This is a genomic window from Streptomyces sp. NPDC103540 (assembly GCF_055584445.1).
Window position 1 is genome coordinate 464160 of sequence record NZ_JBVJMA010000006.1, and the last position, 23240, is coordinate 487399.

17 protein-coding genes are annotated in these 23240 nt (G+C 76.3%); 6 read left to right on the forward strand and 11 right to left on the reverse strand.

The window, feature by feature from the left end:
- Positions 1 to 14 precede the first annotated feature (14 nt).
- Entirely contained in the window at positions 15 to 1265 is a 1251-nt protein-coding gene (locus tag ACZ6ZI_RS17690; RefSeq protein ID WP_469521482.1) for a beta-propeller fold lactonase family protein, read from the forward strand.
- Positions 1266 to 1986: 721 nt separating this feature from the next.
- On the opposite strand, the gene fabG is transcribed toward ACZ6ZI_RS17690, so the two are convergent.
- The 3 genes from fabG to ACZ6ZI_RS17705 all read right to left on the reverse strand — a co-directional run bounded on the left by fabG (position 1987) and on the right by ACZ6ZI_RS17705 (position 7691).
- Complete coding sequence (gene fabG, locus ACZ6ZI_RS17695; protein WP_469521675.1) at positions 1987 to 2775, reverse strand: 3-oxoacyl-ACP reductase FabG; 789 nt, start codon at positions 2773 to 2775, stop codon at positions 1987 to 1989.
- A 383-nt stretch (positions 2776 to 3158) separates the two neighbouring features.
- Positions 3159 to 7238 (reverse strand): DEAD/DEAH box helicase, encoded by a 4080-nt coding sequence (locus tag ACZ6ZI_RS17700; protein WP_469521484.1) that lies wholly within the window; start codon positions 7236 to 7238, stop codon positions 3159 to 3161.
- 204 nt (positions 7239 to 7442) lie between these two features.
- Positions 7443 to 7691, reverse strand: a complete 249-nt coding sequence (locus ACZ6ZI_RS17705) for a DUF6243 family protein (protein ID WP_469521487.1) — start codon at positions 7689 to 7691, stop codon at positions 7443 to 7445.
- Positions 7692 to 8041: 350 nt separating this feature from the next.
- Here ACZ6ZI_RS17705 and ACZ6ZI_RS17710 point away from each other — a divergent pair, with 350 nt between their 5' ends.
- Both ACZ6ZI_RS17710 and ACZ6ZI_RS17715 read left to right on the forward strand, forming a co-directional pair.
- Positions 8042 to 8764 carry an SDR family oxidoreductase gene (locus ACZ6ZI_RS17710; RefSeq protein WP_469521490.1) on the forward strand — a complete coding sequence of 241 codons (723 nt, stop codon included), beginning with the start codon at positions 8042 to 8044 and terminating at the stop codon, positions 8762 to 8764.
- Between the two features lie 398 nt (positions 8765 to 9162).
- On the forward strand, positions 9163 to 9798 hold the full coding sequence (locus ACZ6ZI_RS17715) for a carbonic anhydrase (protein WP_363061271.1): 636 nt from the start codon (positions 9163 to 9165) through the stop codon (positions 9796 to 9798).
- A gap of 399 nt (positions 9799 to 10197) precedes the next feature.
- Here the strand turns inward: ACZ6ZI_RS17715 and ACZ6ZI_RS17720 are convergent, their stop codons facing one another.
- The gene (locus tag ACZ6ZI_RS17720; protein WP_469521494.1) at positions 10198 to 10884 is read right to left on the reverse strand and encodes a TetR/AcrR family transcriptional regulator; all 687 of its coding nucleotides are present in this window, start codon (positions 10882 to 10884) and stop codon (positions 10198 to 10200) included.
- 64 nt (positions 10885 to 10948) lie between these two features.
- Between ACZ6ZI_RS17720 and ACZ6ZI_RS17725 the strand changes: the two genes are divergently transcribed.
- Complete coding sequence (locus ACZ6ZI_RS17725) at positions 10949 to 12568, forward strand: FAD-binding oxidoreductase (protein ID WP_469521497.1); 1620 nt, start codon at positions 10949 to 10951, stop codon at positions 12566 to 12568.
- A gap of 227 nt (positions 12569 to 12795) precedes the next feature.
- Here the strand turns inward: ACZ6ZI_RS17725 and ACZ6ZI_RS17730 are convergent, their stop codons facing one another.
- Positions 12796 to 13089: a VOC family protein gene (locus tag ACZ6ZI_RS17730; RefSeq protein WP_469521500.1), complete on the reverse strand. Its 294-nt coding sequence runs from the start codon at positions 13087 to 13089 to the stop codon at positions 12796 to 12798.
- Between the two features lie 141 nt (positions 13090 to 13230).
- A complete protein-coding gene (locus ACZ6ZI_RS17735) occupies positions 13231 to 13596 on the reverse strand; it encodes a transglycosylase family protein (RefSeq protein WP_469521503.1) in 366 nt (121 codons plus the stop codon).
- A 436-nt stretch (positions 13597 to 14032) separates the two neighbouring features.
- Between ACZ6ZI_RS17735 and ACZ6ZI_RS17740 the strand changes: the two genes are divergently transcribed.
- Positions 14033 to 14641 (forward strand): response regulator transcription factor, encoded by a 609-nt coding sequence (locus ACZ6ZI_RS17740; protein ID WP_469521506.1) that lies wholly within the window; start codon positions 14033 to 14035, stop codon positions 14639 to 14641.
- A gap of 43 nt (positions 14642 to 14684) precedes the next feature.
- On the opposite strand, the gene ACZ6ZI_RS17745 is transcribed toward ACZ6ZI_RS17740, so the two are convergent.
- The 4 genes from ACZ6ZI_RS17745 to lanKC all read right to left on the reverse strand — a co-directional run bounded on the left by ACZ6ZI_RS17745 (position 14685) and on the right by lanKC (position 21361).
- Positions 14685 to 16469 carry an ATP-binding cassette domain-containing protein gene (locus ACZ6ZI_RS17745; RefSeq protein ID WP_469521509.1) on the reverse strand — a complete coding sequence of 595 codons (1785 nt, stop codon included), beginning with the start codon at positions 16467 to 16469 and terminating at the stop codon, positions 14685 to 14687.
- On the reverse strand, positions 16466 to 18520 hold the full coding sequence (locus ACZ6ZI_RS17750; RefSeq protein ID WP_469521513.1) for an ATP-binding cassette domain-containing protein: 2055 nt from the start codon (positions 18518 to 18520) through the stop codon (positions 16466 to 16468). Before ACZ6ZI_RS17750 ends, ACZ6ZI_RS17745 begins: the two co-directional genes overlap by 4 nt.
- 67 nt (positions 18521 to 18587) lie before the next feature.
- Positions 18588 to 18725 (reverse strand): SapB/AmfS family lanthipeptide, encoded by a 138-nt coding sequence (locus tag ACZ6ZI_RS17755; RefSeq protein ID WP_031143925.1) that lies wholly within the window; start codon positions 18723 to 18725, stop codon positions 18588 to 18590.
- A 14-nt stretch (positions 18726 to 18739) separates the two neighbouring features.
- Positions 18740 to 21361 (reverse strand): class III lanthionine synthetase LanKC, encoded by a 2622-nt coding sequence (lanKC, locus tag ACZ6ZI_RS17760; protein ID WP_469521517.1) that lies wholly within the window; start codon positions 21359 to 21361, stop codon positions 18740 to 18742.
- Positions 21362 to 21554: 193 nt separating this feature from the next.
- Between lanKC and ACZ6ZI_RS17765 the strand changes: the two genes are divergently transcribed.
- Positions 21555 to 22028 carry a GNAT family N-acetyltransferase gene (locus ACZ6ZI_RS17765; RefSeq protein WP_469521521.1) on the forward strand — a complete coding sequence of 158 codons (474 nt, stop codon included), beginning with the start codon at positions 21555 to 21557 and terminating at the stop codon, positions 22026 to 22028.
- Between the two features lie 182 nt (positions 22029 to 22210).
- Here the strand turns inward: ACZ6ZI_RS17765 and argB are convergent, their stop codons facing one another.
- A complete protein-coding gene (gene argB, locus ACZ6ZI_RS17770; RefSeq protein ID WP_469521524.1) occupies positions 22211 to 23134 on the reverse strand; it encodes an acetylglutamate kinase in 924 nt (307 codons plus the stop codon).
- Positions 23135 to 23240 lie beyond the last annotated feature (106 nt).

The window sequence follows — 23240 nt, forward strand, 5'->3', positions numbered from 1 at the left end:
TTCGAGGAGGACCCATGCAGCACTTCGCCGTCCGCGGGAATCCGCGTGTGGGGAGCGTCCGGGGGTACGTGTCGGAGCACGGGGTCCGGAGGGCGTCGTGCGCGGTACTCGCCGCCGCGGCCGTTCTGACGCCGTCCGTCGCCCTGGCGGTTCCCGCCGCACCCGGGACGTACGCGTACGTCGCCAACACGGGCCAGAACGAGGTCCGGGTGTTCGACACCGCCACCAACGCCCTCGTGACGAGCATCGACACCGGAGCGTTCAGCGGGCCCCTTCAGGTCGCCGCCACCCGAAACGGCAAGAAGGTGTACGTGACGGAGCGGGACTCGGGCGCCGTTTCGGCGATCGACGCCCTCACCAACACCGTGGTGGCCGAGATCCCCACGGGGAACGGCACTCCGGAGAGCGTGGCCATCTCGCCGGACGACCGGCGCGCCTACGTCACCGTGGAGGGGAACGGAGCGGCCAACCGCGTGGTGGCGATCGACACCGCCACCGATGCCGTCGTGGGCACCCTGGAGACGGGGGTGGACACGCTCCCGAACGGGCTGGCGGTCTCCCCGGACGGGAAGCGCGTCTACGTCGCCTACCGGGGCGCGGGTGTGGTGGCGGTGATCGACTCCGCCACCATGACGCCCGTCACGACGGTGGACGTCGGACCGAGCGCACCGCGAAGGGTGGCCATCTCGCCGAGCGGCGCGCGGGTCTACGTCACGGAGAACAACTCGGGCGAGGTGTCGGTCATCGACACCGCCACCAACACGGTCGTGGTGCCGATTCCGGTCGGCCAGGGGCTGGACGGCGTGAAGGTCTCGCCGGACGGAAGGCGCGTCTACGTCGCCGACCGGAGCAACGCCCGGGTGACGGTCATCGACGCCGCCACGAACAGCGTCGTCACGTCGATCCCCACCACCTTCGATCCCGCGGAGATGGCGGTTTCCCCCACCGGAGCCCGCCTGTACGTCAGCCACCCCAACGGCGTGCACGGGATGTCCGTCATCGACCTCGCCACCGACTCCGTCTCCGCGACGGTCGACGGTCCCGGGCTCATCGGAATCGACCTGGGTTCGGTGCCCGGTACCTCGAAGGTGTCCTGCCCGGCCGGCAGCGTGCTGACCGGCGGCGGATTCGGATCCACCGGTCCCGCACCGGATCAGCTCGTCAGCAGGCCGGTGCCCGGCACCGACGCCTGGGAGGTGAACGGGCAGAACAGGACGCGGGACGACGTCACCCTCACCCCGTACGCCGTCTGTGCCACGCCATGAGGGCCTCGCGACGGCCCGAAGGCGATCGCCGACCGCCCACGGGCCCGGGCCCCGGGTCCACTCCCACCGGACGATGATCAGGAGCAAGCGCATGCCGTCTGACAGCACAGCAGCGACGCGGCGGAGCGGTCCGCCGCGCCGGACCGGACGGGTCGCCGGAGCCGTCGTCTCGCTCGCCCTCACGGGTGCCGGTTTCGCGGCGCCCGCTGCCGCCGCCACCCCGCAGGACCCGTCGGACGCGCTGTACCTGACGGTGGATCCGCCTCCGCACCACGACGCGTGCGCCGAGGCGCGGCCGTGGGAGTCGTGCGAGCCCCACCCCGGAGGGCCTCCGTTTCCCCCCGGACCCCCTGGACCCGCCGGACCTCCCGGACCCGCCGGCCCGGCCGGCGCCCCGGGACCGGCCGGACCGGCCGGTGCCCCCGGTCCTGCGGGAGCCCAGGGTGCTCCCGGGGTCCCCGGCCCGGCCGGCACCCCGGGAGCGGCCGGGCCCGCCGGGCCCCAGGGAGTGGCCGGACCCGCGGGCCCCGTCGGTCCTCCCGGACGCGTCGCCACCCTCGTCGTCACGGGCGAGCCCGTCTTGATCCCCGCGGCCCCGTAGCGGCTGCCGGGCCCCGTGCGGGCTGCCGCACCGCACGGCCGGTCGGGCGGCGACGACCCGCGGGAAACCCTCGCGCCGCCGTCGCCCGGTCGGGGGCCGGGCCGAGGGCGGCGGCGCGGGTCAGGGGGTTCGTGGGGTGAAGGCGTCCAGGGATTCGGGGAGGGTCTGGCCGCCGTCGACGGTGAGGGTCTGGCCCGTGATGAACGCGGCTTCGTCGGACGCCAGGAAGAGCGCGGCGTGGGCGACGTCGGCGGTCTCGCCCAGTCGGCCGAGCGGGATCGACGCGGTCATCCGCCGCAGGTAGTCCTCGCCCAGCCCCGTGAGGCCCTCGGTGCGGACGTTGCCGGGCAGGACGGCGTTGACCGTGATGCCCGAGGGCGCGAGTTCGAGCGCGGCGCCCCGCAGGAATCCGAGTTGGCCCGCCTTGCTCGCCCCGTAGTGGGTCCAGCCGGCGTACCCGGTGGCGGGGCCGGTGATCGAGGAGGTCAGTACGACGCGGCCGTGACCAGCCCGCTCCATCGCCGGCAGGAAGGCCTTCACGGTCAGGATCGAGCCGCGCAGGTTGACCGCGAGGACGTCGTCCACGTCCTCGGCGCTCATGTCGCGAAGCGGCTTCTCCGGGAAGACCCCGGCGTTCGCGCACACCACGTCCACGTGACCGTGGCGCCGTTCCGCCTCGGCGGCCACCCGCTCGACCGCCTCCGGATCCCGCAGGTCCACACCCAGGCCCTCGACCCGTCCGCCCGTGGCGCCGGCGATCCCGTCGGCGACCTTGCGGGCGACCGCCTCGTCCCGGCCGGTCACCACCACGGCCGCGCCGCGCAGGGCGAACAACTCCGCGATGCCCCGGCCGATCCCGCGCGTCCCGCCGGTCACGACCACGGACCGCCTTCGCCAATCGGTGCCCATCATCCCTCGCCCGTTCCCTCTCCGTCCGAACCACGCGCGAACCGGAGCCGCCGGAGCCGCTCGCCTCCGCCGGGGTCCGCGCCCACCCGGGACAACGCCCCGGCCCCGAGGGCCGTCACGGCGTCGGTCGGGTGGGCCCGCCATCCCCTCGCGAGGGCGAAGTCCTACCGCGCCCAGCGCTTCGATGGCCTCCTCCATCTCACGGACGCGGTGGCGCAGGCGCACCGGTTCCTGGAGGCGTTCGGTGTACACGTCCGCGCCGTAGCTGACCTGGTGGCCGCCGTTGGCCAGGGCTGTCGCGGCGAGTACCTCGGGGTGCGCCCCGCGTAGTTGTCGCCGGCGAAGCCACGCTCGTCCGGGTCATGCCGTCGCTGTACGGTTCCTCAGGGCTGTTCGGGTCCTCGGGGTGGGTCCGTTGCTTCGTGGAGGGCACTCTCCGGCGGCCAGTCGGCGCGGTCGCGCAGGTGGTGGAACTCGGTCAACTCGGAGGCGAGGACGTCGAAGTGCGCGAGCGGGGCCCACAGGGCGCGCTCGCCGATGACGTAGAGGCGGCGTTTGGCGCGGCTGGCGGCGACGTTGAGCAGGTGCGGGGTGCGGGCCGCCCACGCGCGGGCGCCGGGTCGGCCGCCGCCGAGCACGAGGACGACCACGTCGGCCTCCTTGCCCTGGGCCCGGTGGACGGTGGCGCAGCGCTCCTCGATCAGCGCGGACGTCCACTCCTCACGGCCCCGGCAGACCTTCTGGCACGCGGCGACCAGCGCCCGGAAGGGGGCGATGACGCGCACGCGTTCGACGTCCACGCCCTGCCGGCGCAGGTGGTCGAGGACGAACTCGAAGGCCCGGCGGTCGCGTTCGCCCCACGGCGCGTCGGACGGGCGCGCCGGATCGTCGGTGTTGAGCCAGCGGCTGGGGAGCAGGCCGTCCCGATCCGCGTCGGGGAACGCCTTGTGCGCGGTGCCGTGGACCATCAGGCCCCCGTACGCGACCTCGTTGCTGACCGTGAACATCGGTTCCTCGCAGCGGCGGTGCACGCGCAGCGGCGAGCCCACCCAGACCCGCTCGTCGCCGCCGTCCGGGGCCGGTAGGTAGGTGCCGTGGCGGTTGGTCCGGTCGGCGACGGCCTGGGCCGAGGTGGCCGAGGGCAGCCAGTGTTCGTCGACGCCGTAGGCGCGCAGCAGCCGGTGCTGGAGGGCCGCGGGCATCGTGACGACCGGTTCGAGCTGGAGGGGATCGCCGACCAGGACGGCGCGCCGGGCCCGCCACAGCGCCCCGGCGGCGGCCTGCGGGGTGGCCTGTCCGGCCTCGTCGACGAGGACCCAGCCGATCGACTCCCGGCCGAGTCGGGCGAACATGCTGCCGATGGAGGAGAACGTCGTGGAGACGACGGGCACCAGGAGGAAGAGGGTGTGCCAGGCGTGCGCGACCTCCTCGTCGGGAACGGGCCCGTTGGTTCCGGCCATCAGTTCCATGAGGACCTGGAGGTTGCCCCGGACCTTCTGCGCGGCCCCGGCGACGAACGCGCGGTGCAGGTCGAGCGCGGCCAGGAACAGGTCGCCACGTGCGGTGGACCACGCCTCGTCCGACCAGGGCGAGCCGAGTTCCTGATCGGCCTCGTCGAGGTGCGTCCAGCCGAGGGGCAGGGACGGCAGCGTCCGGGCCGCCTCCCGCAGTGCGCGCCGGCGGTCGTCGAGCTCCGTCACGGCGGCCCGCAGGTCACGGCGGGCCGCGTCCGCGAGGTGGCGGACGTGCCCGAGGCCGGCGACCGCCACGGCCTCCCGCTCGCCCGCGGCCCGTTCCCGGTCGAGCGCGGCGGTGAGGTCCGCGAAGGCGGCGGCGACGGCGGTACCGGACCGGGCGTGCCGGTCCGCGGCCAGGGACTCGGCGCGCACGGCCTCGGCGACCCGCTCCACGGCCTCGTCGAGCGCGGCGCGCTGCCGGACGAGCAGGTCCGCGATCTCGGCCTGGGTGTGCTCCTGCTGCCGCTCCGCCGCCTGGCGTTCGGCCGTGCTCCGCAGCAGGCGGCGCAGCCCCCCGCGCAGGCCCCGTTCGACGACCGGGGGAGCGTCGTGGCGGACGGTGAGCGCGGTCACGTACTCGCGGTGGTGCGCGGCCCGTTCGCGGGCGGCCGACAGGTCCGCGCGGGCGCCGGCCAGTTCCTGGTGGGCCCGCGGCACGTGCTCGGACGTCGCCCGGTGGCCGGCCTCGGCCGCCGCGGTGGCGCTCCGGGCGGCGGCCGAGGCGGCGGCGGCCCGGTCCAGGTCCGCGACGGCCTCGCCGACCCGCAGGTCGGCGCGGGTCACGGCGGCCTCCAGGTCCGCGAGCGCCCGCCCGGCCGAGGGGGACTCGACGGCCGCCAGCGTCACGGCCAACCCGGCGCGCTCCGCCCGCAGCCGCTCGACCTCGGCCTGTGCGGCACGGAACGCGGCGACCGCGTCGGTCCACGAGGGCACGGCCTCGGCGGGGCCGGCCGCCGCCGCGGCGGTTCGGTCCGCGCCGGTGGCGGGACGCGCGCCGCCGGGGCGGGGCCGGGGAGGGATCCAGTCGCCGAGGATCTCCCGCATGCCGCGCAGCGGCTCCAGCCCCGCGGCCTCGCGGGCTTCGCTCTCCTTCTCGGGCAACCGGCCCCACCAGAAGCGTTCCCCGAACTCCCTGCGGTTGCCCTTGTTGCCGAGCACCGCCGCGACCAGACCCCAGGCCGGCCCGCCGAGGAGCGCGGAGGCGAGGTCGGCGAAGGGGTCGACGTAGGGGTCGGGGTCGCCGCGCCAGTGATCGTCGAGCGCGTCGACGGCGGGCAGTTCGGCGGTGATGTTCTCCACGGCGCCGTTGTTGGAGGAGGCGACCACGATCTCGAACCCGGTCAGGCGCGGGTCGAGCCGCGCCACGAAGCGGGCGTGGGCGCCCTGGCGGTCCCTGCCCCGCCACGCCGGGCCGGTGAACGCCTGCGAGGGCCGGTCGTACGAGGCCAGCACCGCCGCCCGCTCGACGACGAGGGCGGCGACCAGGTCGCGCAGCATCGTCGTCTTGCCCGTGCCGGGCGGCCCGTTCACGGAGAACATCCCGCCCCCGGTCCCCGCCCGGTCGGCGAGCATGCGGTCGACCGCGAACTGCTGGCTCAGCGCGAGCGGGAACCGCGCCGCCGCGGGCCAGCGGCCGGCCGGAACCAGAGCCGGAGCCACACCGTCCAGCACGACCCCGCGTTCCTGGCGGACGTCCGTCCGGGCCCCCACCGCGACCTCGTCGAGCTCCGTCAGGTACGCCTCCAGCGCCGGCCCGACGCCCTCGCCCACGGCAGCGGACACCCGGGCCAGATCGGGCGGGAGCAGGCTGTTCAGGAACGGGGCCGCGGCCGTGACCTTCGTCCGGGGGTCCCGCGGCCGGTGGACCAGCCGGCTGCGCACGCGGATCACGCGCGGCCGCAGGTGATCCCGTACGCCGCACAGCTCGGCGATCTGCGCGGTCAGGGCGACCAGGTCCGCGAACCCGAGCGCACGGGATCCGGCGCCGGGGACGGTGTCGGGGGCGGGGTCGGTGGCGATTCCGGCGTCGGCCACCGGCCCGGGTGCGGCGTCGGCGACCTCGACCGGCGCCCCCGCGGGGACCTCCCCGGCGCCGTCGGGCCGTCCCGAGCCCGCACCCGCCCGCTCCCCGGCGGGGCGGCGGGCCGCGGCCCAGTCCGCGGCGCGGCGGACCAGGGGCTCCGTGGCGCCCTGCACCGCGGCGCCGGCGACCTCCCCGAACAGGGCGCCGACCGCTCCGACGGCCGCGCCGCCCAGGATCTCGGCGAGCAGCCGCTGCCAGCCCCCGCCGCCGGCCGTGCCGCCCGGCGCTCCCGACGCGGCCTCGGCGCCGGGCCGGCGCTCGAACGCAGCGCCGGCCGCCGGGGCCGTGGGCCCGTAGGGGATCGCGGTGGCCGTGAGCTCGTCGATCGCCCGGCCGAACGCCTCGTCGAGCTCCTCGAAACCGTCGAGCCACCCCGGCGTGGACGGCCCCGGATCGAACAGCCGGCCCGTCGCCCAGGCGCACGCGGAGACGACGGACGTGTCCTCGACCGGCCGGCCCTCGTCGTCCAGGACCAGCGCGAACATCGCGCTCTGGCCCGACAGCACCAGCTCGGACTGCGGCACCCCGGGGTCGGGATCGGTCCCCGGCGGCAGTACCGCGATCATCGCCTGGCGCAGCAGCTCCAGCTCGAAGACCCCGCAGTAGACCTCGTGGCGCCACATCCGGCCGAACGGCGCCCGGCGCGCCCCCGTCTGCGGATGGTCCACGGCCCACGGCAGCGGCGGCGCCGCCCGGCCCGGCTCCGGGGTCAGGTCGACGACGTACTCGTCCGCCGAACCGGAGCGCGCGGCGGGCCGCCGGCGGGGCGGCGCCGGGATGGTCGGCGGACTGAACAGCTCGATCGCGCGCCAGCACTCCAGCAGGGTCTCCCGCCGACGGTCCCGCGCGTCTGTGCTCCGCACCCACTGCCCCCGTGTCGCACGCGCGGCCCCCCGGCCGCTCTCCTGAAGATCAGCTGCGCCGCCGAATCTACCGGACCGTCAGCGGCCCGGGTCCCGGTCGGGTCGGCGGGACCGGCCGGGCCCGGTACGGCGAAGGGGCCCGTACCGCGCGGCGCGGTACGGGCCCCTCTCACGGGCGGTGCGCCGCCCCGCGGCGGCGGTGCCTCAGCTCCGGGCGGCGTCCCCGTCCGGCTGTCCGGCGGCGGCGTCGTCTTCGGTCGGGGAGGTGGCGGCGGCGTCGGCCGTGCCCGCCTTCTCGCGCATGAGGCGGATCAGCTCCGCCTTGCGGTCGGCGGCGCTCTGGCGGTCGCGGTTGCGGTGCGGACCGTTGTCCTGCCGCTCGGCGCGGGACTGCCGCTTGCGCGGGCCGCCGCCCTGGCCCACGGGGTTGTTGATGTTCTTGCTGTCGGGCACGGGTTCTCCCGGTGGTGAGGTGGAGGGGTCTACGGATTCGTCGGTGGGGACGGGCGCGGCCACGGGGATGGACGTCGGCGGGTGCCCGTCACGCGTTCACCCGGGAATCGGCGTCTGGAAGAACATGACAAAGACGTTACCCCGTCGCGCCGCTCCCGCGGACCACGCCCCGTGCCACCCCGGAGCCCTCCCCGCCGTTGCGCCGCACGGGGGTATCCGGGCAGGTCGGGCGGCACCACGCCCGGTGGCGCCGGGCGGGCTCCGGCGGGCGGTGGTCTCCTGGGGCGGGAGCCGACGGCCCGCGCCGGGGCTCCGTCGTCCGCGCCCCCGAGGGAAAGGCCCCGACCGGCATGCCCAAGCCCCTGATCGTGATCACCGGCGCCAGTTCCGGCATCGGCGCGGCCACCGCCCGCCTGTTCTCCGCCCAGGGGCACCCGCTGCTCCTGCTGGCCCGCCGACTGGAGCGCATGGAGGAGCTGGGGCTGCCCGACGCCCTGTGCCGGAAGGCCGACATCACCGACCGGCCGGCCGTGGAGGCCGCCGTGCGCGAGGCCGAGGAGCGGTACGGGCCGGTGGACCTGCTGGTCAACAACGCGGGCGCGATGCTGCTGGGCCGGATCGCCGACCAGCCGGTGGACGAGTGGGAGCGGATGCTCGACATCAACGTGAAGGGCCTGCTGTACGCGACCCGCGCGGTCCTGCCCGCGATGGTGGACCGGGGCGCGGGCACCATCGTGAACATCGGCTCGGTGGCCGGCCGCAAGACGTTCCCGAACCACGCGGCGTACGTGGGGACCAAGTTCGCCGTGCACTCCATGTCGGAGAACCTCCGCGAGGAGGTGGCCGCCACCGGGGTCCGGGTGGTGACGGTGGCCCCGGGGGCCGTGGAGACGGAACTGCTGTCGCACACCAGCGACGAACGGATCAAGAGCGACTACCAGGAGTGGAAGGAATCGGCGGGCGGCGCGCTGGACCCCGACGAGGTGGCCGCGGCCATCGCGTACGCCTACGGGCGGCCCCGGCACGTCACGGTCCGCGAGATCGTCCTGGCCTCGACCGGCCAGGAGTCCTGACCGGCCAGGAGTCCTGACCGGCCAGGAGCCCTGACCGGCGACGACGGGGCGGGGCGGTCGGGCGCCGGGGCCCCCGCCGCCGGGCGCGGTCACCCGTCCGGGCCGAGGGGGTGGGACGGTACCGGAGGACCGCTCGTGAGCCGGCGGGGCCGCGCCGGCGCCCCGGCAGGGGTACGGCCGCGGGGCCCGGCGACGCGCTCCGCGGGGCGCGGGCCGGTCCGCCCGCGCGCGGGCGCCACCGGAGCCCGCCACCCGCGCGGGGGAGCGCCCCACCTGCGGGCGCCGACGGTCCGGGCGGACGCCCGCGCCGAGCGGGCGGGGCGGGCCGGGCCGCCGCGGTCCGCCCGTGCGACGTACCCCACGGTGTGCGGACGCGGGCGGGGCCGTAGCCTGCGGTCATGAGTACCTCGCTGTCACCGACTCCGTCCGAGGCCTACGAGCTGCTGCTGGCCGGCAACCGGCGCTTCACGGCGGGCGCCCCCGAGCACCCGAACCAGGACGCCGCGCGCCGCACCGAGACCGCACCGGCCCAGACCCCCTTCGCCGTGCTCTTCGGCTGCTCCGATTCACGGCTCGCCGCCGAGATCATCTTCGACCGCGGTCTGGGCGACCTGTTCGTGGTCCGCACCGCCGGCCACGTCGCCGGTCCGGAGGTGCTGGGCAGCATCGAGTACGCGGTGAGCGTGCTCGACGCCCCGCTGGTCGTCGTGCTGGGCCACGACACCTGCGGTGCCGTCGCCGCGACCCGCGCCGCCCTGACCGACGGCGTCAGCGCCACCGGCTACGTGCGCGACGTCATCGAACGCGTCACCCCCAGCGTGCTGGCGGCCCGCGCCGCCGGACTCACCGACGAGGACGACATCATCGCCGAGCACATACGGCACACCGTCGACCTCCTCATGGACCGCTCGCGCGTCATAGCCGACCAGGTCGCGGCCGGGCGCACCGCCGTGGTGGGCCTGTCCTACCGGCTGGTCGACGGCAGCGCCCGGGTGGTCACCACCCGCGGTCTGCCGAGCGAGGTGCCCGCCTGACCTTCCCGCAGGGGTCCGGACGCCGCCGCGACGGCGAGGTCCGGACCGCCCGGGATCCGTCGTGTCCACCCCCGCCGGGCCCGCCCGTCGCGGGTGGACACGGCCCTGACCCCCTCGCGCCGGGCGCGGGACCGTGCGGGCGCGAGGACGCCCCGGTCGCGCCGGTCGTGCCGGGCAGGCCCGGCGGGGCGCCGGCCGCCGCCTCAGAGCGTGTTCATCAGGATGATGGCCGCGAGGTTCAGCAGGATGACGGCGAGGACGACGCCGATCCCGATCCAGGCCCTGCGCGATTCGTCCATGCCCGCCGGTCACCTCCCGACTCGGACTGGTCTCCCGCGCGCGGGGGACCTCCCGCCATGATGGCCCCGATCCGTCCGGGGCGCGTGTCGGCCGGGTCCGTCAGACGGGGCCGTCGGCGTCCGGCCCGTCGGCTTCGGGCGCTTCGGGCGCTTCGGAGGTCACGGAGGCTTCGGGGACGAGCGTGGCGGCGGTCGCGAAGAGACGGGCGCAGCGCCGGGTCATGGCCGCCGGGGTCTGTTCCGGGTGCTTGACCCACCAGCGGACGAGGGTGGCGACCAGGTCCCGCCAGACGTACTTGAGCGCGTCCGCGTCGAGCGGGTCGGTGGATCCGGCCGCGCGCAGCAGTCCGGCGGTGCCGCCCGCCGCGAGCCGGTCGATGGCCGACCAGTACTCCGAGGCGCGCCGGGCCGCCTCGCCCCCCTCCGGCAGGGTGGCGTCGTACAGCACGAACCACGCCTCCCGCTGCCCCTCCAGCGCGGTGAAGATGCCGTGGAGCACGCGCAGCGGGGTCTGCGGCGCGGCCCCGTCCGGGCCCATCGCCGTACGGATGGTGTCGAGGAGACGGTCCCCGACCGGGGTCAGGCAGGCGACGTAGAGGTCCTCCTTGGTCCCGAAGTACTGGTGCAGCAGCGTCTTGGTGACGCCCACGCGCGCGGCGATCGCGGGGAGCGACGCCGCGGCGTAGCCGCGGGTGCCGAACTCCTGCGTGGCGGCGTCCAGCATCTGCTGCCGGCGCTCGTGCCGCGGGACTCCCTTGGTACCGGCTTTCGAGGAAGGGGTTGCCATGCGTCGATATTATCAGTAGGTAATTTACCGCTGGGTAAATTCCTCCGACCCCTGGAGCGCCTCCATGGCCGGCACCACCGCGCAGCCCACCTCCCGCACCCGTTCCTGGTGGGGCTGGGGCTGGACCGACGCGCACCCCGACGACGCCGAGTGCGTGGCGATGGGCGCCCTGCTCCCCGGCACGCTCGCCCGCCCGCTCCCCGTACCCCGGATCCGCGACCTCGGCATCGGCGCCCCCGCCGTCGAACCCCCGCCGAGCCTGGCCCACGTCCTCACCGACGACCCCCGGGACCGCGCCGCGCACGCGAGGGGCAAGGCGTACCGCGACGTGGTGCGCGCCCTGCGCGGGCGGCCGGGCCGCGTCCCCGACCTCGTCGCCCGCCCGACGGACGACCGGGAGGTGGCCGACCTGCTGGACTGGGCGGGCGGGCGCGGGATCGCCGTCGTCCCCTACGGCGGCGGCTCCTCGGTCACCGGCGGCGTGGAGTACCGGGGCGACGCCCACCGGGCGGTGCTGTCCCTCGACCTGACCGCCATGGGGCGCGTCCTGGAGGTCGACACCGCCGGGCGGGCCGCGCGGATCCAGGCCGGCACCCTCGGCCCGAGCCTGGAGGACCAACTCCGGCCGTACGGGCTCACCCTGCGGCACTTCCCGCAGAGCTTCGAGTTCTCCACCCTGGGCGGTTGGCTCGCCACCCGGGCCGGCGGGCACTACGCCACCGGCCGTACGCACATCGACGACTTCGTGCAGTCGCTGCGCGTCGTCACCCCGGCGGGGACGAACGACTCCTGGCGGCTGCCCGCCTCCGGGGCGGGCCCCTCGCCCGACCGCCTCTTCCTGGGCTCCGAAGGGGCCCTCGGGGTCATCACGGAGGCGTGGGTGCGGCTCCAGGCCCGTCCCCGGCACAAGGCGTCCGCCGCGGTCGCCTTCGCCGACTTCGGGCGTGCGCTGGAGGCGGTCCGCGCCCTCGCGCAGTCCGACCTCGCCCCCGCCAACTGCCGTCTGCTGGACGCGGGTGAGGCCGCGATGGCGGGCGCGGCGCACGACGGTCACGCCGTGCTGGTCCTCGGTTTCGAGTCGGCGGACGGACCGGTGACCGACCGGCTGCGGAGCGCCGTCGACCTCGCCCGCTCGCACGGCGGCCGACCCGGCGACGGTGACGGTGACGGTGGCGATGCGGGCGCGGGCGGGGGCTCGGGCGACGCCGCCGTGGGCGCCTGGCGATCGGCGTTCCTGCGGATGCCCTACCTGCGCGACGGACTGGTGCGGATGGGCGCCGTGGCCGAGACCTTCGAGACGGCGGCCACCTGGGACCGGATACCCGCGCTGATCGACGCGGTCCGCACCGAGGTCGGCGCGGCGGCGCTCAAGGCCACCGGCCACCCCGCGATCGTCAACTGCCGCCTCACGCACGTCTATCCGGACGGAGCGGCGCCCTACTTCACCGTCCTCGCCGGTGGCCGCGAGGGCGACGAGGTCGCCCTCTGGGACGACCTCAAGGCCGTCGCCGGCGAAGTCCTGCACCGACACCGGGCCACCATCACCCACCACCACGCCGTCGGCCGGGACCACCGTCCGTTCTACGACCGCCAGCGCCCCGAGCCCTTCGCCCTCGCCCTGCGGGCCGCGAAGGGCGCGCTCGACCCGCACGGCATCCTCAACCCCGGCGTGCTCGTGGACTGACCGGGGCCCCTCCGAAGCGCTCCCACATGTCCCATCCCGTCGGCCATGTGCGGATGAGATGTCATCTCATTCGGCTGTTTCGGCAGGCTGTTGTCATGGTGGGGATCGTCGAGCGGCTGGTGGGGCGTGCCGGCGCGGCACGCCCGACACCGCGACCGGGCACGGCTGCTGTGGGGGCTGACGGTCCCGTCGTGGATCCCGACCGACCGGCCCGTCGTGTACGGGTTTCACGCGACCGTCAGCACGACGGTCCGTCCGTCCGGGTCGGTCAGGGTGTGCCGGCCCGGGGGCAGGGCGCCGGCGGCGTGCGGCGGTGCGGTGAGGCCGAGGCGCAGGTACCCGGTGGGCGGGCGCTTCACGGCCGGGTACAACTCCAGGACCCCGCCGTCGGCGAGCGTCGCCGCGTAGTGTTCCGGGCCCCCGCCGTGCCGCTCGGCCACGAGGTCGAGCCCGACGCCGGCGTAGAACTCGCGGCAGGCGTCGAGACGGTCGGTGTAGATCACGGCGAGGTCTATGATCACGAACTGCTCCCGGTGGCGCGGACGGACGGACGGACGTCCGGTCGGACGGCCGGCGACGGGGGCACGGTGGCCGTCCCGTTCGGACCCGTCCTCTCCCCGCCCCTCTCCCGCATTCCTACCACGCGGGGTGCGGCGGCCCGTTCAGCGCCGGCGGCGGGCGCAGCTCCAGGCTCCCATGCCCTGGATCTCGGCGAGTCTTCGCGCGGTCGCGATCTGTTCCGCCTTCGTGGCGAGGTCGGCGCGCGGAGCGTACTTGCGGCCTCCCGCCGCGTTCCAGCTCGACTGTGTGAACTGCAGCCCCCCGTAATGGCCGTTGCCGGTGTTCGCCCGCCAATTCCCCCCGGATTCGCACCGGGCGATGGCGTTCCAGTCGGGGTTCGGTCTGGAGTGCACCGATGCAGCGTACGCTCCGGTCACGTCCAACAGCGTGACGGTCAACAACAGTGTGAAGGCCCGTAGTCGGCCGTTCGTGCCTCGATTCGTCCGCTCCCTTCCTCGCTGCCTCATCAGTCCTCCTTCGCTGTAGGTGCGGCCTGCCACGAACAGCGGGCGGGCCCGCGTACGACCGTCCCGCGGCCGTGGCCACAGCAGAGCACGGACCGGCGCGCGGTCGGCGGCAGGTGCGGTCGCGCAGGGGGCGAAGCCACCCGAACGGACGCTCTACGGGCTCCGTATGGGCCCGACGGGACCCCGAGCGAGGCCGCCCGCGGGGGAGATGCGCCCGGAACCGGCCCATCCGGATCGCCGCGCCGCGATGTGTCCGCCGCGCGGGCGGGGGCGGTTGCCGAGGTGGGGCGGCGGATCGCGGTACGCGTGCGCGTGCGCGGGGGCGCGGGGTTCGGCCACCCGCCCCCACGCCCCGAAAGCGCGGACGTTCCGGCCGGGCGGCGGGTGGGCACCCGCTTGGTGCTGATCGATCGCCGCCCGTGTTGAGGAGAGCCCGATGACCAAAGTCCTCGTCCTGCACAGCACCGCACTCGTCAGGTCGGCACTGGCGGCCCTGCTGAGATCCGAAGGGGACTTCGACGTGACCTCCGCCGGCTGGCGAACCGCCGCCCGCCAGGCGGAGTTCTCACGACCAGACGTGGCGGTCGTCGACCTCGACTGTCCGGGGGCGTCCGCCCTGCTCACCCCCGACGGCCGGTCGGCCCGCCCCGCCCTCGACCCGCCCACCCCGTTGCTGGTGCTGGCCACCTCGCGCACGCCCGGACCCCTGCGCAAGGCCTTCCAGGCACAGGCCCCGGGCTACGTGGACAAGGACGGCTCGCCGCGCCGACTCGTGCGGGCGATCCGCAAACTCGCGGCCGGCGAGCGGTTCGTCGACGCCTCGCTGGCCTCGGCCCTGATGGAGGCGGAACCCATGCCGCTGAGCCCGCGCGAGCTGAGCGTGCTGGCCCGCGCCGCCGAGGGCGACTCGGTGGCGGAGATCGCCCGCGCCCTGCACCTGGCGAGCGGAACCGTACGCAACTACATGGCCGCCGCGACCCGCAAGACCGGCGCCCGCAACCGGATCGACGCCATCCGGATCTCCCGGCGGGCCGGCTGGGTCTGAGCGGGCCCGCCCGGCGCGGTCGGGCGCGCGGACGCGGGCGGCGTCAGGAGTCCGCGCCCCACCGGCCCACCAGGTCCCGGTACAGGGCCGATCTCGCCGGGAGCTCCGCGTGGGTGCCGCACACCGCCCGGGTTCCGTCGAGTACGAGGACCCGGTCGGCCCGGATCGCCGACGAGATCCGGTGGGCCACCACGACCAGGGTGCCCGGCCGGCGCGCCAGCGCCCGTTCCGCGCGTTCCTCGGCCCGGGGGTCGAGGTGACAGGTGGCCTCGTCGAGCAGGAGCAACGGGGCCGGGGAGAGGTAGGCGGCGGTGAGGGCCAACAGCTGGCGCTCGCCCGGTGACAGCGCGGCCGGGTCCACGGGGGCGTCCAGACCGCCGAGCCGGTCCACGAGGGCGGCGGCCCCGAGGGCCCGCGCGGCCCGGTCCGCCCGCGCCGTACCCGGCGGCCCGGGGGAGAGGTGGCCGAGGTTCTCGCGGACCGTGCCCGTGAACACGTACGCCTGCTGGGGCAGGAGGGTCCGATGCGGGTCCGGCCCCCCTTCCCGGGGGCGCCGGGCGGGGGAGCCGGACAGCGACACCGTCCCCCGGTCGGGCGGCAGCATCCCGGCCAGCAGGGCCAGGAGCGTGGACTTGCCGATCCCGCTCGGCCCCACGACGGCCAGGTGTTCGCCGGCCGCGACGCGCAGGTCGAGGCCGTCGATCACGGGGTGCGCGTGGGCCCCGTAGGCGAACCGGACCCGCCGCAGCTCGGCGGCGGGGACCCCGGCGGCCCGGGGCCCGTCGTCCTCCCGGGGGGCCGGTCGGGACCGCCCGTCCTCCCGGGGCGCATCCCGCGGTTCGGCCCGGTCGGACGCGGGGTGCGCCGGCTGCGGGGTGAAGCGGGACAGCACCACCAGCAGCCGGGTGCCGGCGGAGCCCACCGCCGTCATCAGCGCGTCGAGGGCCGGCAGCAGCGACTGGACCAGGTACGTCAGCGCGCCGGCCAGGGCGCCCGCGCCGACGCCCCGGTCCAGCAGCCAGGGCGTCCCGGCCAGCAGCGCGACCACCGGGAGCCGGCCGGCCACCGCGAGCGCGAGCGTCCGCAGGGCGGTCCACCCGGCCAGGCGGCGGGTGAGCGCCTCCTGGCGCGAGATCAACGCCTCCAACGGAGCCGCGGCCGCCGCCCCGCCGCCGCAGGCCACCACGTCGCGCAGCCCCGCCGCGAGCGCGCCGGCCCGCGCGGAGAGGGCCTCGTCGGTGTCGAGGGCCCGCTCCTGCACCCGGGCCATGGGGCCCAGCGTCGCCAGGAAGCACACCGTGCCCAACACCAGCGGCGGCAGGACGAACAGGAGCATGACCGGTGCCAGCGCGGCCATTCCGGCCAGCGCCCCCACCGCGGTGAACACGAAGGACCGCGCGACCAGCACGAGGCCGGCGAAGGAGTCGCGGGCCATCTCCGTCTGCTGGGCCAGCCGGGACACCGCGCCGAGATCGGCGGCCGTCCGTGGGTCGTCGACCGCCCGCCGCAGTGCCTGGCGCACGGCGCGCCGGACCAGGCCGTCGCGCAACGGTTCGACCAGGTCGGCGAGGCCCTGGAACACCCCGCGCAGGGCCCACGCGCCGAGCAGGGCGCCGGCCGCGGCGGCGACGAGCCAGCCGACTCCGGTCGCGGTCCGTTCCGCGAGGAAGCCGTCGTCGAGGGCGCGGGCCACCGCGTAGCCGCCGAGGAAGGTGTGGGCGGCCTCCAGCAGGGACCACAGGGCGAGTCGGCCCAGGGTGCGGGAGCGCCCGCGCAGGAAGCGGCGCCCGTCGGGGGCGAGCCGTCGCCAGGTGCCGTACTCGCTCACCGCACCGCCTCCCGCCCGCCCCCCGCGCCCCCGCCCGGCCCCCGCCCGACCCCCGGAGCCGACCCCTCCCGGAGGCCGGACCCGGCCCCGGCCCCGGACCCGGCCCCGGACTCGGCTTCGGCCCCGGCCCCGGACCCGGCATCGGACTCGGCGTCGGCCCCGACCCCGGCCCCGACCCCGGCCCCGACCCCGGCCCCGACCCCGGCGCCGGACTCGGCTTCGGAAGCGGCCTTGGCCCCGGACCCGGTTCCAGACCCGGCCCCGACCCCGGCCCCGGCTTCGGCTTCGGCGTTGAAGACGGCGCGGTAGGCGGGGTCCGACCACAGGTGGGCGTGGGTGCCGGTCGCCCGGACCCGTCCGGCGTCCAGCCACACGACGAGGTCGGCGCGGGCCGCCGAGGAGATCCGGTGCGCCACGACGAGTCGGGTGGCCCGCACCTCGTGGGCCAGGGCCCGCTCCACCTCGCGGGCGGTGACGGTGTCCAGGCTGGAGGTGGCGTCGTCCAGGATCAGCAGCCGGCCCGCGTGGCAGAACGCCCGCGCCAGGCCCAGGCGTTGCAGCTCGCCGCCGGACAGCGGGGCCCCAGCGAGGGGGGTGTCGTAGCCCTCGGGCAGACGGCGTACGAACGCGTCCGCGCCGGCGGCCCGGGCGGCGGCGCGCACGGCCCCGGGGTCGGGCGCGGGACCCGCGCCGAAGGCGATGGCCGCGCCGACGCCGGTGCCGAACAGGGCGGGCCGGTCGAAGGCGTGGCCGACCTCCCGGCGCAGCGCGTCGGCGGACAGCTCCTCCAGCGGCACCCCGTCGAGCCGCACGTGGCCGGCGTCGCACGCGGTGAGCCGGCCGGCCGCGGCGGCCAGCAGCGTCTTGCCGGATCCGGAGCGCCCCACGACGGCCACGGTGGCGCCGCCGGGGAGGTCCAGGTCGACGTCCCGCAGTACGGTGACGCCCCCGCGGACCAGGCGGACCCCGCGCAGCTCCAGCCGACCGGGGCCTCCCGGCGGCAACTCATGCTCTCCCTGCGGTAGTTCGGGAAGTCCGACGAGGTCGGCCACGCGGCGGGCGGCGGCCCTGCCCCGGACCACCGCGGAGAGCCGCCCGGTCACCGCGCCGACCCCGGCGGCGAGTCCCGCGTAGCGCACCGCCGCCAGCAGTCCGCCCACGCCGAGGGCCCCGGCGGCGAGCCGGAAGCCGCCCACGCACAGGACCACGTACAGGAGCAGGGGCATCAGTGCGGCCGTGCGGGCCATCGCCGCACCGTAGATCCGCCACATCAACCGTCCCTCGCGGCCCAGTTCGGGCAGCGCCGCCAGGATCCGGGCCACCTCGCGCCGCTCGGTGCCCGCGGCGGCGACGGTCCGGGCCCCGGCGAGGGATTCGACGAGGCGACCGGCCATCGCGAGCTGCACCTTCTGGTAACGGCCCACGCCGGCGCCGGAGTCGCGGGCGAAGGCGCGCAGGAGCAGGGCCAGCAGGGGGAGGCCGGCGAGGAAGGCCACCGCCGTCCACACGTCGATGAGCAGGAGCGCGACGACGGCGCCGAGCGGCGGCAACAGATCGGCGCCGGCGCGGGCGAGGGCGCCCGGCACGATCCCGGCCTCGGCGGCGTGCGCGGTGAGTCGGGCGGCGACCTCGCCCGGTGCGTGGCGGGCGGCGAGGTGCGGGGCCGTGCGCAGCAGTCGGGCCAGGCCGAGTCCGCGCAGCCGGGCGGTGGTGCGGGCGTCCACGTCGCCGGTGAGTCGTGCGACGGCGGCGTCCAGGAGCACTTCGGCGGCCACGACGAGGGCGCACCACACGATCCAGGCGCTCGCGGCGGGGTCGCGGCGCAGCAGCAGGTCCAGGGCGTGGCCGAGGACGGCCGGTTCGGCGAGGGCCGCGCCCGCGGCGGCCACGGAGCACCCGAACACGGCGGCGGTACGGCCGGCGCCGGGGCGGGCGGCCGTCTTCAGCACCCGGTCGGCGGCGCGTGCGGTCGCGTCCTTCCCGGCGCCCTCGCGGGCGGCTTCGCGGGCGTGGTCGCGGGCGGCGTCGGGCGCGGCGTCGGGCGGGCTCATGTGCGGCGGCTCCAGGGACGGGGAACGGGCCCGGTCGGCGAACCGACCGGGCCCGGCAGAGACCCGATCAGTTACAGGTCGTGATGCTCAGGCTGCTGTCACCGCACAGGAGGAGGCTGGCGCGGCTGCCGCCGCCCGTCAGGTGGGCGGCCTCGGTGGTCTCTTCCTTGACGGTGTCCATCGACTGCAGGTCGAGAAGCGTCATGACTGCGTACCTCTTCACTGGTGTGTGTTCCGATGGGTCACGGTCCCCGCGAGGGGGACCGGCTCTGGGGCCGCCGCGGTGGGCGGCGGGAGGAAGGGCAGGTGCGCGCGCCCGCCGGGCGCGGCGCTGCCGAGGGCGAGGAGCGCGCCGGCCGTGCCCGTGGACAGGTCCATGGACAGGCGCATCAACTGCTCGCCGGGGAAGGCCAGATGGCCTCGGTAGGGGACCGCGTGCCGGGCCAGGGCGTCGATCTGGCGGGTGATGTCCTCGGGTGCGGTGCCGGGGCCGGGCGTGGTGGTCCGGGCGAGGTGGAGGATCATCCCGGCGGCGCCGCGGAACAGGCCGGGCTGCGCGTAGAAGGTGGCCTGGGCGGCCCGGACGATCTGCCGGCGCGCGGTCTCGAAGCGTTCCCGCTCCGCGTGCGCGGGCCAGTCGTCCAGCACCATGCCGATGCCGACGCTGCCGGCGCCGAGGTAGGGCATCGTGCGCCATCCCTCGTCGACCTGGAGGGTGCCGAAGGCGCTGGTCACGCAACGGTCGAGGTCCCCGTCGAGGGCCAGGCCCGCACGCGTCAGCAGCTCCGGGTCTCCCGTGCGCCCGTACAGCCGCAGGTACAGCAGGGCGGGTCCGCTGCGGCCGTGGAGCAGGCCGGCGCGTTCGACGCCGGGCACCCCGCGCGACAGCAGGTCGGCGCAGCGCAGGGCCGCCTCGTGCAGGGCGCCCTCGCCGGTGGCCGTGCCCAGGGAGTCCAGGGCCAGGCCGATCCCGGCGAGGCCGCCGTGCAGGTCGGGTCCGACGGACTGCCAGGGCTCGGCCAGCAGCCGTTCGACCAGGGTCAGGGCCCGGTCGCGGTGACCGAGGCGGTCCAGGGTCCAGGCGATCCCGGCGAGACCGTCGTAGAAGCCGAGCGGGGTGCCGGAGGCGGGTTCCTTCGTACGGGCCAGCAGCCATTCCTCGGCCAGGGGCCACGGCTTGGCTCCGGTCTCGGCGAGGGCGTACAGGACGCCGGCGGCTCCGTACCCGAAGCAGGTCCCGCCGCCGGGGCCGGCGAACTGGGCGATGTCGCCGGGGAAGAGACGGTCCTCGCGGTCGGGGGTGGCGCTCGCCCGCAGGGCGGCCGTCATCGAGGCCAGGGCCGCCTCCGTGTCGCGCGGCTCGACGGGCAGGTAGGGGCCCGCGGGAGCGGGGATGCGGCCGGTCCGTCCGGTGGGGCCGTCGGGGCCGGCGAGGATCTCCTCGACCGCCTCGTCGAGGAAGCGTCGGGGTACGGGGAACAGGTCGGCCGCGATCCGCGCCAGGTGGGCCGCCTTCGCCCGGTCCATGACCAGCAGGCTGGTCAGCGGGAGGAACAGGGCCAGGCGCAGGCAGGCCAGGGCGTAGTGGTCGACCCGGACGCCGCGCCGGTCGGCGGGCGCGACGAACGCCGGGTTGGCGACCGTCTGCCGCCGCCCGTCGCCCACGCGCGAGGCGGCCTCGAAGTCGAGGAGGGCGACCGAGGGTTCACCGGTGTCCGGGTCCTCCGCGACCATGATGTTGAAGAGGTGCAGGTCGTTGAAGACGACGCCGCGGGCGTGCACCGCCTCGACGGCCTCGGTCACCCGCCGGTGGATCTTCAGCGCCCATTCGGTGTAGGCGGCCAGCTCCCGGGGCTCGGGGTCGGCCTCGATCAGCGGGTGCCGGCGGGCGAAGTAGGTGTTGAGGGGTTTGCCCTCCAGGTGCTGCATGACCAGGAAGTGGTGGTCGCCGACGGTGAAGGTGCCGTGCACCGCGGGGACGCAGTCCAGTCCGGCGAGCCGCTCCAGGGCCTCCCGCTCGCGGTGCAGCCGGGTCACGGCGTCGGCGCCGTCGGCGGCGAGACCGGCGTACGGGCGCCCCTCCTTCAGGACCACCGGCTCGCCGGTCCGGTCGTCGCGGGCGGCGTACACGCCGCCACCGTTGGAGAAGTGCAGGGCGCGTTCGACGGTGTAGGGGATGCCCGCGAGGGTGACGGCCGCGCGCCGCTCCAGGTGGGGCCGCAGGAAGGCGGGCGTCTCGATCCATTCGGGCGGCTGGAACACCGGGCCGCGCGGGTCCGGTACCAGCCGGCCGTCCGGGGCCTCGACGGCCGGGACCAGTTCGCCCCGCTCGTCGTAGCAGTGCCGCAGGGTGAAGCTGCCGTAGCGCAGGTGCACGGGGCCGTCGTTCCAGCGCAGGTCGCTGAGGACGTAGGGGCCGGGTTCGCCGGCCAGCAGGGCGTCCAGCTCCTCGGCGATCCGGCCGCACTGTTCCTCGTCCGCCGGATAGACGGTGATGAACTTGCCGCCGGCCGCGCGGTCGGCGTACTTGGCGTTGCGCAGGTGCAGCAGGTGGCGGCCGGGGACGAACTTGAAGGCGATCCGCCGTTCCACGCAGTGGGTGTGGACCCGGCGCAGGATCGACTCGGCGTTGTCCAGGCAGGCCGACACGTGGATCTTCCAGCCCTGCGCGGGCAGTTCGGCGTCCTGGGGCCGCAGGGCGAGCCAGTCCCCGCTGCGGTGCGCACGCCACCCGGCCGGTACGGGCGCGAGCGCCAGGGGGTAGAGCTCCTCGGCGCGGTGGTACGGCGCGTCGTAGAACCAGCGGTCGGCGTCGCAGAACGCCGCGTACCCCTTGTTCACACCTGCTCCCTCGGTCGGTGACGTCGACCACGGTGTCACCCGCGGCGGGGGCCGCGACAGTCACGCCTGTCACCGACGGGGTGTGCGATCCGCACGGGTGCGGGGAGCCCGTTCGGCTCCCTCCGGGTGAAGGGGCGCGCGGGACGGGGGGTCCCCCTTACCCTGCAAAATAGGTAAGGCTAACCTAAGTAATGTGATTCCAGTCGCAGTCGAGCTCCCCGCGGTACCGGTCCGTCCGGCCCGCCCGGGAGACGCACACGCCCTGTACGCCCTCTCACGGGCCTTCGTACCGTCAGGCGAGCTACGCGCCCGCCCCCCGCACCACTACCGCGCCCACCTGCGCGAGTTCCTCGTCGTGGAGGACGCGGCCGGCCGCCCGGCCGGCTGCGTCGCGGTACGGGACGAGGGGCACGGCGTGGCGGTGCTCCACAACTTCTGTGTCGCCCGGGGCAGCCAGGGTCTGGGCATCGGATCGGCGCTGCTGCGCGCCGCGCTCTCACGGGCCCGGCGACTGGCCGCCGGCCGGATCTTCACGGCCACCCGGGGATCCGCCGTGCTGTTCCTGCGGCACGGCTTCGAACCGGCCGCCCCCGAGCGGGCGCCGGCCGCCTGGGCCTCCGCCCTCGACCCCGACCGGGGCTCACGGGTCTACGCGCTCACCCTGTGACGGCGGCCCGGGGGCGGCGACGCGCGCCGGCGCCGCCCCCGGACGCGGAAGCCGGGGGCGAGGCCGAACCCGGCTCCGGTATCGGAAGCCGATACCGGAAGCTGAAGCGGAAGCGGGCCGGCCCGGCGGACGAGGTGTCCACCGGGCCGGCCCGCCCCGCGCGCCCGTACGGGCCCGGCCGCTCAGGCGGGCCCGGTGTGCTCCGGGAGGCCTCGGACACCCGGGAGGTCCGCGGCGCCCGGGAGGTCCGGGAGGTCCGGGACCACGACGGTGCCCGCCGTGCGGTGGTCGAAGGCCGCCGGGAGCAGCGAGTGCGGCACCCTCCCGTCGAGGACGTGGGCCATCGGCACCCCGCCGCGCACGGCCCGCAGGCAGCCCTCCATCTTCGGGGCCATCCCCCCGTCCAGCGACGGCAGCAGGGCCTCCAGCTCGCCGGCCGTGAGCCGCTCGACCACGTCCCCGCCGTGCGGCCAGTCGGGGATCAGCCCCGCCACGTCCGTCAACACGATCAGCTTCTCCGCGCCCAGGGAGGCGGCCAGCGCCGCCGCCGCGAGATCCGCGTTGACGTTGTACACCTGGCCGTCCGTGCCGCGGGCCACGGGGGAGACGACCGGGATCCGGCCCCGGTCCAGCAGCGCGCGCAGCGTCTCCGGGTCCACCTCGACCACCTCGCCGACCAGCCCGATGTCCACCTCCCGGCCGTCCACCCGGGCCGGGCGCCGCACCGCGGTCAGGGTGTGGGCGTCCTCGCCGGTGAGTCCGACCGCCAACGGGCCGTGCTCGTTGACCAGTCCCACCAGCTCGCGCTGCACCTGGCCGGCGAGCACCATGCGCACCACCTGCATCACCTCGGGGGTGGTGACCCGCAGCCCGGCGACGAACTCCACGCCAAGGTCCAGCCGCCGCAGCAGCGCGCTGATCTGCGGACCGCCGCCGTGCACCACGACGGGCCGCAGGCCCGCGCGGCTGAGGGACACCACGTCCGCGGCGAAGGCCCGTTTCAGCTCCTCGTCGACCATGGCGTTGCCGCCGAACTTCACCACCACCGTCGCGTCCGGCCGGGGCGCCGGCCGGGGTGGGGACTCGATCACGGTACGGGTCGTCATCGGCGTTCCCCGGGGCGTGAGGTGCGTCATCGACCTTCCCTTTCGCGGAACCGGTCCGGTGCGGTGGGCGGCGCCTCCCCGGCGGGGCGGGGGTCGGGGTCGGGGG